Below are 13,359 nucleotides of genomic sequence, written 5' to 3'. Positions count from 1 at the left end.
TTTGCTTCGTTATGCTGGTTGTCTGGGCGCTTGTGGGTTGGCCTTTTCTTGATTTGTTAGTGGTCTATTAGTGCCGCCCCGCACAGGGGCAACACTAATAGACCACTAACAAAACAAGCAAGGACACAGCCATAAAAACACATACACCAAGCGCCGCAGGCAAAACCGCTCAACCCTATTGCCGAGCCAACCGCATATTATCCGGCATCGGCAAATTGTAGTTGGTGCGGAACGGATTGATGTCCAGCCCCCCGCGCCGCGTATACCGCGCATAAACAGCAAGCTTAACCGGCTTGCACACCTTCATCACATCGATAAAAATCCGCTCGACACACTGCTCATGAAACCCAGTGTGATTCCGATAGGAAATGATGTACCTCAGCAAACCCGCATGATCGATCTGCGGCCCGACGTAATGAATCTGCACGGTGCCCCAGTCAGGCTGGCCAGTCACCGGACAATTCGACTTCAGCAAGTTGGAAAACAACGTCTCTTCAACGGGCGCTTCGTCGAGCGCAGCCTTGAGCAATGAGGCATCAGGCTGATAAACATCGGTATCGAGATCGAGTCGATCCAGCGACAAGCCTTCGAACTCTTCCATCCGCAGCTTGCCGAATTCATATGGCGCCGTCAGATGAACAGAAACGGCCGCGCCGCAAGAAGCGGAAACATCGCGCTTGATCGTGTCCCGCACAACCTCCATCGACTCAAAAGCCGTCTGCGCAAAAGACCCCAGATAAAGCTTGAACGACTTCGACTCGACAATATTCGGCGAATCGGCCGGCACGAAAAAAGTCGCCACCGCGATCTGCGGCTTGCCGCGCGCATTCAACCAGGAAAGCTCGTAAGCATTCCAGATGTCCGTGCCGAAAAACGGCAACTGCGCGCCAATCCCGATCGCGTCGCGCGCGTTCTTGCGCGCAATCGGAAAGAGCAGCGAAGCGTCATAGTGTTCGGTGTAAGCAGAGGGCTTACCCAGCGGTGATTGTTCGGGTGTCATGATGCGTTCACGATGCCACTCAGCACGTGCCCCGTCGCCGTCACGACGCGGGCCGATTCGCAATGGCCAATTTGGTCGTCGAAGAAAAAGTCCGGCTCGAACTCGCGCAAAAATGCGCTCTTGTCGAGGCCGCCGAGGAACATCGCTTCGTCGATTTCGATGTTCCACGCCATCAATGTGCGGATCGCACGCTCATGCGCCGGGGCTGAGCGCGCCGTCACCAATGCCGTACGAATATGCATCGGTGCGGCTTCGTCCGCGAGTTTCTGCAGCCGGTGCAGCGCTTCGAGCAGCGGCTTCAACGGCCCATCCGCGAGCGGCAAATCCTTATTGTGAATCTCATGGCCAACGAATGCCCGCAAGCCGTCTTTCTGAAACACACGCTCGGCTTCATCGGAAAACAGCACGGCGTCGCCGTCGAACGCAATCCGGATCTCGTCTGGATACTTGCTTGCCATTTTCGCCGATTCGGGCAAGACGCGCGCGGCCGGAAATCCGGCGGCCAAAGCGTCGCGCACGTCGTCCTGATTCGCGGACAAAAACAGCGAGGCGTTCAACGGCTTCAGATAGCCGAATGGCGCGCGTCCACGCGTAAACACACCGCGCTCGATCGCCAGTCCGTATTCCCTGCACGAATGAAATGCGCGCAGTCCGCTGATCGGATCGCTGCGCGACAGGATCACCACTTCAACGCGATGGCCGCCGGCGTTCAGTGCCAGCAGCTTGCGGATCAGCGGAAACGCCACGCCCGGTTTGGCGGGCACGGCCAGCCGCTCGCGCTGCAACGCTTCATAGGCCCGCAGATTGCCTTCCTCGTACACGCAGTTCTCTTCTTCAAAGTCGAACAGCGCGCGCGACGAGATTGCCACTACCAGTTTGTCAGCGAGCGAAAGAGCCATCTGCGCGTTTCAGTCCAAAAAGATCAAGCGAGGAACAAGCGATAAACAGGGTTCTGCGTCTCTTCCCAGTACGGATAACCGAGCGTCGTGAGAAAGCGCTCGAATTCGCGGTTCTCGCTCTCCGGCACCTGAATGCCCACCAGAATCGAACTGTAGTCCGCGCCCTGGTTGCGGTAGTGGAACAGGCTGATATTCCAGTTCGGCGCCATCGACGACAAGAACTTCATCAGCGCGCCCGGCCGCTCAGGAAACTCGAAACGGAACAGACGTTCGTCATGCGCCAGCGGCGAGCGGCCACCGACCATGTAGCGGATATGCTGCTTCGAGAGTTCATCAAACGTGAGGTCGACAGTGGCGAATCCGTGCGCTTCGAATGCGCCGGCAATCTGCGCCGATTCGCTGCGGTTGCGGATCTGCACGCCGACGAAGATATGCGCTGAATTCGCGTCCGCAATCCGGTAGTTGAACTCGGTGACGCTACGCGTGCCCACCAGTTCGCAGAAGCGGCGGAAGCTGCCGCGCTCTTCGGGGATCGTCACGGCGAACACGGCTTCGCGTGCTTCGCCGACTTCGGCGCGCTCGGCCACGAAACGCATGCGGTCGAAATTCATGTTCGCGCCGGACGTGATCGCGATCAGCGTCTGGTCTTCGAGACCTTCGCGTTCGACATACTGCTTGGCCCCCGCCACAGCCAGCGCGCCGGCCGGCTCCAGCACGCTGCGGGTGTCCTGAAACACGTCCTTGATCGCCGCGCACAAGGCATCGGTGTTCACGAGCAGGACGTCGTCGAGATATTCGCTGCACAGGCGGAAGGTTTCTTCGCCGACCAGCTTCACCGCGGTGCCGTCCGAGAACAGGCCCACTTCATTTAACGTGACCCGTTCGCCGGCTTTTAAGGAAGCCGCCATCGCGCATGAATCGTCGGTCTGCACGCCGATCACCCTGATCTCCGGGCGCACGGATTTCACATATGCGGCAACGCCTGCCGCCAGTCCACCACCGCCGATCGGCACGAAGATCGCATGGATCGGCCCCTGGTGCTGGCTGAGAATTTCCATCGCGACCGTGCCCTGGCCGGCGATCACGTACGGATCGTCGAACGGGTGCACGAAGGCCAGGCCGCGTTCTTCCTGCAGCTTTACCGCGTGCCCGTACGCATCGCTGTATGACTCGCCGAACTGCACGACTTCGACCGTCGCCCCGCCATGCGCGCGCACCGCGTCGACCTTCACCTGCGGGGTCGTCACCGGCACCACGATGATCGCCTTCACGCCCATCCGTGCCGCGGACAGCGCCACACCCTGCGCATGATTACCCGCCGACGCGGTAATCACCCCACGTTCCAGCGCTTCGGCCGGAATATGCGCCATCTTGTTGTACGCGCCGCGCACCTTGAACGAGAACACCGGCTGATTGTCCTCGCGCTTCAGATAGACAGGATTGCGCAACCGTGCCGACAGATTCGGCGCACGTTCGAGTTCGGTCTCGCGGGCCACGTCGTAGACGCGCGCGGTCAGGGTTTTCTTTAGATAGTCGTGGGAAGCCATGCGGGTGGCGCGGTGCGCTTTGTGAGACGGGAAAGGGTCAATGATAGCGCCAACGGTGGGCGCTCTGGCCTTCCGCGTGCCCGCGAGGGCCGTCGGTAAAGGCCATCCCGACCGTTCGGTCGGAGAATTCTTCGCATGCGCTGGCGGCGCCATCCAGCACAAAAGCGCCCAAAGCCCCGCCACAGCTCCGATTTCGGGCATCAACGCGCTGCTGGATCATGGGGTAGAATTCCATTTTGGAATAAGGATCGGAAGATGCACTGGCAGCCTCGGATCGCTCATTTGATGCCCGTCCCGCGTGAGTCTTGTCCCGCGGCGGAGCGTCTCGTCCGGCACGCACGATCGTGTAGCTGTCTTTGAGCGCCGCGAAGCGACCGATGTGGGTAGGCCGTCGGTTGCGCTTCGCTCCCCAAGAAAATTTCCAGCATTGCGCTCCACGCGCACCGTCAGCCGACGCCTCACCCATGAGCGCGCCCGGTTGACCCACCGAGTCGTCCGAACATGAACGCACCTCAAGTTTTCGATCCGCACGGGGCCGCCACTGCGGTGGCCGCCGATCCTGAAGCGCGTCTGCGCGAAATTCCCTATAACTACACGTCGTTTTCCGACCGCGAAATCGTCATCCGTCTGCTAGGCGACGAAGCCTGGGCGGCCCTGGCCGAACTGCGCGCTGAACGCCGCACCGGCCGCTCGGCGCGGATGCTGTACGAAGTGCTCGGCGACATCTGGGTCGTGCGCCGTAATCCGTATCTGCAAGACGATCTGCTCGACAATCCGAAGCGCCGCGCGATGCTGATCGAGGCCCTGCATCACCGTCTCACAGAGATCGAAAAGCGCCGTCGCGCCGATCTGGTCGAGCACGGTGATGAAGCCGGTGTCGATCGGGCCGCTCGCGTCGAAACGCTGGTCGCGGCCGCACGCCGCGCGGTCGACGATTTCGAAAGCGAATTCCAGAAGACCTTCGATCTGCGCCGTCGCGCGACCAAGGTATTGGGCCGCGTCACGGAAAAAGACAACATCAAGTTCGACGGCCTGTCCCGCGTCTCGCACGTGACCGACGCGACCGACTGGCGCGTCGAGTACCCGTTCGTCGTGCTGACGCCGGACACCGAAGCCGAGATCGCCGGCATGATCAAGGCGTGTTTCGAGCTCGGTCTGACGGTGATTCCGCGCGGCGGCGGCACGGGCTACACGGGCGGCGCGGTGCCGCTCACGCCGTTCTCGGCCGTCATCAATACGGAAAAGCTCGAACAACTCGGCGCGGTCGAGTTGACCGAACTGCCAGGCGTCGATCGCAAGGTGGCGACCATTTTCTCCGGCGCCGGCGTCGTCACGCGCCGCGTGACCGAAGCGGCCGAGCAGGCCGGTTATGTGTTCGCGGTGGACCCGACCTCGCTGGATGCGTCCTGCGTGGGCGGCAACGTCGCGATGAATGCGGGCGGCAAGAAGGCGGTGTTGTGGGGCACGGCGCTCGACAACCTCGCCTGGTGGCGCATGGTCGACCCGGAAGGGAACTGGCTCGAAGTCACGCGTCTGGACCACAACCTCGGCAAGATTCACGACATCGAAGTCGCGCGTTTCGAACTGAAGTGGTTCGACGGCAACTCCGCGCCGGGCGAAAAGCTGCTGCGCACGGAAGCACTCGATATCAAGGGCCGTGTGTTCCGTAAGGAAGGGCTGGGCAAGGACGTCACCGACAAATTCCTCGCCGGTCTGCCGGGCGTGCAGAAGGAAGGCTGCGACGGGCTGATCACGTCGGCGCGCTGGGTGCTGCACAAGATGCCGGCGCATACGCGCACGGTCTGCCTCGAATTCTTCGGCCAGGCGCGCGAGGCGATTCCGAGCATCGTCGAGATCAAGGATTACCTGTTCGAAACGTCGAAGCAGGGCGGCGCGATTCTCGCCGGCCTCGAGCATCTGGACGAGCGCTATCTGCGCGCGGTCGGCTACGCCACCAAGTCCAAGCGCAACGCGTTCCCCAAGATGGTGCTGATCGGCGACATCGTCGGCGACGATGCGGACGCGGTGGCGCAGGCCACCTCGGAAGTCGTGCGCATGGCCAACGGCAAGAGCGGCGAAGGCTTCGTCGCGGTCAACGCTGAAGCGCGCAAGCGTTTCTGGCTCGACCGTAGCCGCACTGCCGCGATCGCGAAGCACACCAACGCGTTCAAGATCAACGAAGACGTGGTGATTCCGCTCGACCGCATGGGCGAGTACACCGACGGCATCGAGCGTATCAACATCGAGTTGTCGATCAAGAACAAGCTGCAACTGGTCGACGCGCTCGAAGCGTTCTTCATGGGCGGCAAGCTGCCGCTCGGCAAGAGCGACGACGCCAATGAAATCCCGAGCGCCGAACTGCTCGAAGATCGCGTGCAACAGGCGCTCGATCTGTTGAAGAAAGTGCGCAGGCGTTGGGAATTCCTGCGCGACAAGCTCGATTTGTCGCTGCGCGAGGCGCAGCATTATCTGGTCGGCTTGGGCTACGAAGGGCTGGCGGAGAAGTTCGCCGATCGCGTCGACGCGCAGCCGGATGCCACCGTGTTCCATATCACGCAAGACCGTACGGTGCGCGTGTCGTGGAAGGCGGAGATTCGGGCTGAGTTGCGCCAAATCTTCAATGGCGGCGAGTTCAAGCCGATTCTCGAAGAAGCCCAGGCGATTCACAAGAAGGTGCTGCGTGGCCGCGTGTTCGTCGCGCTGCACATGCATGCGGGCGACGGCAACGTCCACACGAACCTGCCGGTCAACTCCGACAACTACGAGATGCTGCAGGACGCCCACACGGCGGTCGCGCGCATCATGAAGCTGGCGCGTTCGCTCGACGGCGTGATTTCCGGCGAGCATGGCATCGGCATCACCAAGCTCGAATTCCTGACCGAGGACGAAATCGGCGAATTCCGCGCGTACAAGCAGCGTGTCGACCCGCATGGCCGCTTCAACGCGGGCAAGCTGCTCGCAGGCGCCGATCTGCGCAACGCCTACACCCCGAGCTTCGGCCTGATGGGCTACGAATCGCTGATCATGCAGCAGTCCGATATCGGAGCCATCTCCGAGTCGATCAAGGACTGTTTGCGTTGCGGCAAGTGCAAGCCGGTGTGTGCAACCCACGTGCCGCGCGCGAACCTGCTGTACAGCCCGCGTAACAAGATTCTCGCTACGTCCTTGCTGGTCGAGGCGTTCCTGTACGAAGAGCAGACCCGCCGCGGCGTGTCGATCAAGCACTGGGACGAGTTCAACGACGTCGCCGATCACTGCACCGTCTGTCACAAATGCGTGACGCCGTGCCCGGTGAAGATCGACTTCGGCGACGTGACGATGAACATGCGCAACCTGCTGCGCAAGATGGGCAAGAAGAAGTTCAATCCGGGCAACGCGGCCGGCATGTTCTTCCTGAACGCCACCAACCCGCAAACCATCAACCTCGCGCGCACCGCGATGATGGGCATCGGCTACAAGGCGCAGCGCTTCGGCAACGACATGCTGAAGAAGTTCGCGAAGAAGCAGACGGCGCACCCGCCGGCAACGGTCGGCAAGCCGCCGGTCACGCAGCAGGTGATCCACTTCATGAACAAGAAGATGCCGGGCAATCTGCCGAAGAAAACGGCACGCGCCTTGCTGGATATCGAGGACAACAAGATCGTCCCGATCATCCGCAATCCGAAGACGACCACCGCCGATACGGAAGCGGTGTTCTACTTCCCGGGCTGCGGCTCCGAGCGGCTGTTCTCGCAAGTCGGTCTCGCGACCCAGGCCATGCTGTGGGAAGCGGGCGTCCAAACCGTGCTGCCGCCGGGCTACCTGTGTTGCGGTTACCCGCAGCGCGGCTCGGGCCAGTTCGACAAGGCCGAGCAGATCGTCACGGATAACCGCGTGCTGTTCCACCGCGTCGCGAATACGCTGAACTACCTCGACATCAAGACGGTGGTGGTGTCGTGCGGTACGTGCTACGACCAGCTCGCCGGTTACGAATTCGAGAAGATTTTCCCGGGCTGCCGGATCATCGACATCCACGAGTTTCTGCTGGAGAAAGGCATCAAGCTTGAAGGCGTGAACGGCGTGCGCTACATGTATCACGACCCGTGCCACTCCCCGATCAAGACGATGGATCCGGTCAAGCTCGTCAACCAGCTGATGGGTTCGGAGAACGACGGCTACAAGATCGAGAAGAATGATCGTTGCTGCGGCGAATCGGGCACGCTCGCGGTGACGCGCCCTGACATTTCGACACAAGTCCGCTTCCGCAAGGAAGAGGAAATGCGTAAAGGCGCGGCGAAACTGCGCGGTATTCCGTTGGTGGGTGAAGCGGGCGCGAATGGGATCAATCCGGCCAATGCCTCGGCCGGCTCGGCGGGTGCGAACGGCTCCGTGCTCAAGGCCGGCGACGGGCCGCAGCCTAAGGGCACCACCGAGGTGAAGATCCTGACGAGCTGCCCGTCCTGCCTGCAAGGCCTGTCGCGTTACAACGAAGACGCGGGCACCGAGGCGGACTACATCGTCGTCGAGATGGCGCGCCACGTGTTGGGCGAAGACTGGATGGCGGACTACGTCCAACGGGCGAACAATGGCGGAATCGAGCGCGTGCTGGTTTAATGGCACGACTGACGATATTTGCCTGAGGACGACGATGGAATGCGTTTTTTGCCGTGAAGATGGCGGCGATGTGCTGTGGCAGGACGACACCTTGCGTGTTGTCCTCACCGACGAACACGATTACCCGGGCTTGTGCCGCGTGATCTGGAACAAGCATGTGGCCGAGTTTTCCGATCTGGCCGGAAGCGACCGCGATCGCGTGATGAAAGCCGTGTACGCGGTCGAACGTGCGATGCGGCGCATCATGCAACCGGTCAAGGTCAACTTGGCGAGCCTCGGCAATCAGGTGCCGCATGTGCATTGGCACGTGATTCCGCGTTTTTCGAACGACGCACATTTTCCCCTGCCCATCTGGGCGCCGCGCCAACGCACGGTGTCCGAGGCCATGCTGTCGTCGCGCCGCGCGCAGGCTACCTTGCTGCGCGAAGCGGTGCGACAGGAAATCGAACAAGCGCTGGGCTGAGTGCTCCAAACCTGCCGCTTCGCGTCAGGCCCCCCGAGGGGGTACGAAAACTTGGGGCGGCCCGGCGTTACGATGAATGCCCCCAAACCTGCCGCTTCGCGTCAGGCCCCCCGAGGGGGTATGAAAACTTGGGGCGGCCCGGCGTTACGATGAATGCCCCCAAACCTGTCGCTTCGCGTCAGGCCCCCCGAGGGGGTACGAAAACTTGGGGCGGCCCGGCGTTTTCTTATGAGGTCATCATGAGTGGATTGACTCCCGATACTCCGGTGCCGACCGGCGTGGTCGTGCATTCCAAATCGCGCGTGCTCGAATTGCAGTACGCAAACGGCGAAACGTATCGCCTGCCGTTCGAACTCCTGCGCGTGTATTCTCCGTCGGCGGAAGTGATGGGCCATGGGCCCGGCCAGGAAACGCTGCAAACCGGCAAGCGCGACGTGACGATCACGATGATCGAAGGCGTCGGCAACTACGCAGTGCAGCCGACTTTCTCCGACGGGCACGCGACCGGCATCTATTCCTGGGACCTGCTGCACGACCTTGCAGTCCGTCAGGATGAACTCTGGCGCGACTATCTCGCTAAGCTGGAAGCGGCCGGCATCGACCGCGATACGCCAATGGCGCCAGCCGGTGCTGCGCACGGGCACTGTCACTGATACGATTCGCCCTGATCGCCGCACCGATGCGGCGCAACATTTCAGAATACGCGAAAGGACCAGCGCGATGAGCAAAACCCACTTCGGCTTTCAATCGGTCGACGAACAGGAAAAAGCGCGGAAGGTGGCGGGGGTGTTCCACTCGGTCGCCTCCAACTACGACTTGATGAACGACCTGATGTCGGGCGGCTTGCACCGGGCGTGGAAGATGTTCACGATCGCCCAGGCCAACGTGCGGCCGGGATTCAAAGTGCTCGATATCGCGGGGGGCACGGGCGATTTGTCGAAGGCGTTCGCCAAACAGGCGGGTGAGACCGGCGAAGTGTGGCACACCGATATCAACGAATCGATGCTGCGTGTGGGCCGCGATCGCTTGCTGGACAAGGGTGTGATCACGCCGGCGTTGCTCTGTGACGCCGAAAAGATTCCCTTCCCGGACAATTACTTCGACGTGGTGACCGTGGCATTCGGCTTGCGCAATATGACGCACAAGGATGTGGCGTTGGCCGAGATGCGCCGCGTGCTGAAACCGGCAGGCCGTCTGCTGGTGCTGGAGTTTTCGAAGGTGTGGGATCCGCTTAAAAAGGTCTACGACGTCTATTCGTTCAAGGTGTTGCCGTGGCTTGGCGACCGTTTCGCAAAAGACGCGGAGAGCTACCGCTATCTGGCGGAATCGATCCGGATGCATCCGGACCAGGAAACTTTAAAAACAATGATGGAACAAGCCGGCCTGGACGGCGTCAAATATTACAATTTGTCAGCTGGCGTGGTAGCTTTACATGTGGGGACCAAATACTAAGGTTCCTAACCCATCGATTTTTAAAGGAAAGTACGAAAATGTCCGATTCAGGTGTGTTATCTCCCCGTAAGGTTTCGAGGTCGTTGGTGAGAAGAATCGGACTGATCGCGATGGTCGGTCTGATCATGGCCGGTTCTCTCGCCTCGCTCGATGCGGAAGCCCGCCGCATGGGCGGCGGCCGTAGCATTGGCCGTCAGTCGAACACGGTTCAGCAACAGTCGGCCCCGTCGCAGCCTTCTCAAAGCAATCAAGCCATGCAGCAGCGCGCCCAGCCGGCCCCTGCGCCTACGCCAGCCCCGGCCGCGCCTAACCGCTCGCGCTGGCTCGGGCCGATCGCCGGTCTGGCTGCCGGTCTTGGTATCGCCGCATTGCTGTCGCATTTCGGTCTGGGCGGCGCGTTTGCCGGCGCCATGGCCAACATCATCGTGATCGCGGTCATCGCGATGATCGGCATCTGGCTGATCCGCCGCTTCTTGGGCCGCAAGCGCGATACGGCGCAACCGGCGTACGCCGGCGGCTCGCCGTCGCTGAATTCGGGCGGCACCGGCTACACTCAGGAACCGCGCTACAGCGCTCCGCCCACCGGCTCGTACCTCGAACCGCAAGGCAACCCGCTGACCACGCCGTCCGTGGGCGCCGCGCCGACCTTGCCCGCCGGCTTCGACTCCGAGGCGTTCCTGCGTAACGCCAAGGTCTACTTCGTGCGACTGCAAGCCGCATGGGACGTTGGCAACACGGAAGACATCCGCGAATTCACCACGCCGGAAATGTTCGCCGAAGTGAAGGTCGATCTGGGCTCGCGCGGTGCCGAGTCCAATCAGACGGACGTGGTGCAGTTGAACGCGGAGTTGCTGGGCGTTGAAGAACGCGCGACCGAAAACTTCGCCAGCGTGCGCTTCTCTGGCTTGATCCGCGAATCGGCGGGCGCGGCAGCCGAGCCGTTCGTCGAAGTCTGGAACCTGACGAAGTCGAACCGCGCCGGCGAAGGCTGGCTGCTCGCCGGCATTCAGCAGGTCGCGCAGCACTGAGACAGCGCCGGCCGCCGTCCTGACGTCGCACAAAGCATTGGCCGTTCGGCATAGCAGGCCGCGAAGCGAACGGACGTTACAATAGGAACCCGCGCGGGCACCTCGCCCGCGCGGGTTTTTTCTTGCCACCTTCAATGACCCTCGCCGCCAAGCCCTTCGCTGCTGCTGTCAATCATCTGCTCGCCCGCGAATCGTGGGCTCGCGAGCGCCTCGCCCCGTACGCGGGCAAAACCGCGAGACTGTCCTGTCCGCCGGTCGTGCTGATGCTGCTGGTGCAACCGGACGGCTATCTGAGCGCGGTCGGCGAAACCGAGGCGCAACAGTTCGATGTGGCCATCTCGGTGCCGTCCGACGCGTTGCCGGCCTTTGTTCAGGGTGGCCAGGCCGCCGTCATGAAGCATGTGAAGATCGAAGGCGATGCCGAGTTCGCCACGGTGATCGCCAAGCTTGCCGAGCATCTGCGTTGGGAGCCGGAGGAGGATCTGGCCAAGCTGATCGGCGACGCTCCGGCGTGGCGGGTCGCGTCGGTGGTGCGCACGGTCGGTGAGCATGCGCGGCGCACCGGGCGCAATCTGCTCGACACAGCCGCCGAATACCTGCTCGACGAAAATCCGCAACTGGTGCGGCGCGCCGCGCTGGAGAACTTCAACGTCGAACTGGCCCACGCCCGCGATGCTTTGGCACGCGTGGAAAAGCGCATCGAGCGTCTCGAACAGAAGGTCGAAGCCCGCGGCGCCAATGCGCCGGGCGGCGCCGCCACGTTGCGCGGCACGCGCTAGTCACCGGGCACAACTATGCGTTTTCTGCGTTTCTTCAAAATTTTCTTTACGGTCATCCGCTTCGGTCTCGATGAGATGATGCTCAGCCGCGTCAACGACCGGCGCGTGCGTCTGCTGCTGCGTGTCACCACGATCGGCCGCAAGTTCGACGCGCCGCCAGGCGTGCGTTTGCGGCTCGCGCTCGAAAGCCTCGGGCCGATCTTCGTCAAGTTCGGGCAGGTTTTGTCCACGCGGCGCGATTTGCTGCCGGTCGATATCGCGAACGAATTGGCCAAGTTGCAGGATCAGGTGCCACCGTTCGATTCGGCGGTGGCCATCGGTTTGGTCGAGAAGTCGCTGGGTGCGCCGGTGGACGTACTGTTCGACGATTTCGAGCGGGTCCCGGTGGCGAGTGCGTCGATCGCGCAGGTTCACTTTGCGAAGGTGAAAGCAGGCCAGCACGCGGGCAAGGCGGTCGCCGTGAAGGTGCTGCGCCCGAACATGCTGCCGGTGATCGACTCCGACCTTGCCTTGCTGCGCGACATCGCCGTGTGGGCGGAGCGTCTGTGGGCCGACGGCAAGCGCCTGAAGCCACGCGAGGTGGTCGCCGAATTCGACAAATACCTGCACGACGAACTCGATCTGATGCGCGAGGCGGCCAACGGCAGCCAGTTACGCCGCAACTTCGCCGGACTCGATCTGCTGCTGGTGCCGGAGATGTACTGGGAGTTCTGCACGCCCACGGTGCTGGTGATGGAGCGCATGGTCGGCGTGCCGATCAGCCAGGTAGAGACGCTGCGCGCGGCGGGTGTCGATATTCCGAAGCTGGCGCGCGAAGGCGTCGAGATTTTCTTTACGCAGGTGTTCCGTGACGGCTTTTTCCACGCCGACATGCACCCGGGCAACATTCAGGTGAGCCTCGATCCGGCGCACTTCGGCCGCTATATCGCGCTCGACTTCGGCATCATCGGCGCGCTGTCGGACTTCGATAAGAACTACCTCGCGCAGAATTTCCTCGCGTTCTTCAAGCGCGACTACCATCGTGTCGCCACGCTGCATCTGGAGTCCGGCTGGGTGCCGCCCACGACCCGCGTCGAAGAGCTGGAAAGCGCGATCCGCGCGGTCTGCGAGCCGTATTTCGACCGCGCGCTGAAGGATATTTCACTTGGTCAGGTGCTGATGCGCCTGTTCTCGACCTCGCGCCGCTTCAACGTCGAGATCCAGCCGCAGCTGGTGCTGCTGCAAAAAACCATGTTGAACGTGGAGGGGCTTGGCCGCTCGCTCGATCCTGAACTGGACTTGTGGAAGACGGCCAAGCCTTATCTCGAACGCTGGATGAACGAGCAGATCGGCCTGCGCGGCTGGTACGAGCGGCTGAAGATCGAGGCGCCGCAGTGGAGCAAGACGCTGCCGCAGTTGCCACGCCTGATCCATCACGTGCTGGCTCAGCGTCACGACAACACTCGCGGCGCGAACGACGACATGATTCGCCAGATTCTGCTCGAGCAGAAGCGCACCAACCGGTTGCTGCAAGGTTTGCTGTTGTTCGGCGTGGCGGTGGGCGTCGGCGCGGTGCTGGCGCGGGCGTTTCTGGCGTTCGCTTACGGCGGGTGAGCCCG

10 protein-coding genes are annotated in these 13,359 nt (G+C 62.0%); 7 read left to right on the top strand and 3 right to left on the bottom strand.

Translation table 11 applies throughout. The features are described 5' to 3' along the window. Nucleotides 1-175 precede the first annotated feature (175 nt). The 3 genes from queF to ilvA are packed head-to-tail and all read right to left on the bottom strand — an operon-like array spanning nucleotide 176 to nucleotide 3,446. Complete coding sequence (gene queF / locus ACAX43_RS12095) at nucleotides 176-1,000, bottom strand: NADPH-dependent 7-cyano-7-deazaguanine reductase QueF (protein WP_370708850.1); 825 nt, start codon at nucleotides 998-1,000, stop codon at nucleotides 176-178. Beyond that, nucleotides 997-1,899, bottom strand: coding sequence for a 5'-nucleotidase (locus ACAX43_RS12090; RefSeq protein WP_370708634.1), 903 nt, complete (start codon nucleotides 1,897-1,899; stop codon nucleotides 997-999). The genes queF and ACAX43_RS12090 overlap by 4 nt, the downstream gene beginning before the upstream one ends. Nucleotides 1,900-1,922: 23 nt before the next feature. After that, nucleotides 1,923-3,446 (bottom strand): threonine ammonia-lyase, biosynthetic, encoded by a 1,524-nt coding sequence (gene ilvA, locus ACAX43_RS12085; protein WP_370708633.1) that lies wholly within the window; start codon nucleotides 3,444-3,446, stop codon nucleotides 1,923-1,925. A 501-nt stretch (nucleotides 3,447-3,947) separates the two neighbouring features. Here ilvA and ACAX43_RS12080 point away from each other — a divergent pair. The 7 genes from ACAX43_RS12080 to ubiB all read left to right on the top strand — a co-directional run bounded on the left by ACAX43_RS12080 (nucleotide 3,948) and on the right by ubiB (nucleotide 13,354). Continuing rightward, the gene (locus ACAX43_RS12080; RefSeq protein WP_370708632.1) at nucleotides 3,948-8,039 is read left to right on the top strand and encodes a DUF3683 domain-containing protein; all 4,092 of its coding nucleotides are present in this window, start codon (nucleotides 3,948-3,950) and stop codon (nucleotides 8,037-8,039) included. Nucleotides 8,040-8,073: 34 nt separating this feature from the next. Continuing rightward, on the top strand, nucleotides 8,074-8,502 hold the full coding sequence (locus tag ACAX43_RS12075) for an HIT family protein (RefSeq protein ID WP_370708631.1): 429 nt from the start codon (nucleotides 8,074-8,076) through the stop codon (nucleotides 8,500-8,502). 239 nt (nucleotides 8,503-8,741) lie between these two features. After that, nucleotides 8,742-9,155, top strand: a complete 414-nt coding sequence (locus tag ACAX43_RS12070) for a gamma-butyrobetaine hydroxylase-like domain-containing protein (RefSeq protein ID WP_370708630.1) — start codon at nucleotides 8,742-8,744, stop codon at nucleotides 9,153-9,155. A 67-nt stretch (nucleotides 9,156-9,222) separates the two neighbouring features. Then, entirely contained in the window at nucleotides 9,223-9,954 is a 732-nt protein-coding gene (ubiE, locus tag ACAX43_RS12065) for a bifunctional demethylmenaquinone methyltransferase/2-methoxy-6-polyprenyl-1,4-benzoquinol methylase UbiE (protein WP_370708629.1), read from the top strand. Between the two features lie 38 nt (nucleotides 9,955-9,992). After that, nucleotides 9,993-10,982, top strand: a complete 990-nt coding sequence (locus tag ACAX43_RS12060; RefSeq protein ID WP_370708628.1) for a Tim44 domain-containing protein — start codon at nucleotides 9,993-9,995, stop codon at nucleotides 10,980-10,982. Nucleotides 10,983-11,116: 134 nt separating this feature from the next. After that, the gene (locus ACAX43_RS12055) at nucleotides 11,117-11,761 is read left to right on the top strand and encodes an SCP2 domain-containing protein (RefSeq protein WP_370708627.1); all 645 of its coding nucleotides are present in this window, start codon (nucleotides 11,117-11,119) and stop codon (nucleotides 11,759-11,761) included. Between the two features lie 15 nt (nucleotides 11,762-11,776). After that, nucleotides 11,777-13,354: a ubiquinone biosynthesis regulatory protein kinase UbiB gene (gene ubiB / locus ACAX43_RS12050; protein ID WP_370708626.1), complete on the top strand. Its 1,578-nt coding sequence runs from the start codon at nucleotides 11,777-11,779 to the stop codon at nucleotides 13,352-13,354. The last annotated feature ends 5 nt before the right edge of the window (nucleotides 13,355-13,359 follow it).

The sequence above is a fragment of the Paraburkholderia sp. IW21 genome (assembly GCF_041321145.1).
Taxonomy (GTDB): Bacteria; Pseudomonadota; Gammaproteobacteria; order Burkholderiales; family Burkholderiaceae; genus Paraburkholderia.
Note: the sequence above shows the minus strand (reverse complement) of the source record. Positions and strands in the feature narration are given on the sequence as shown.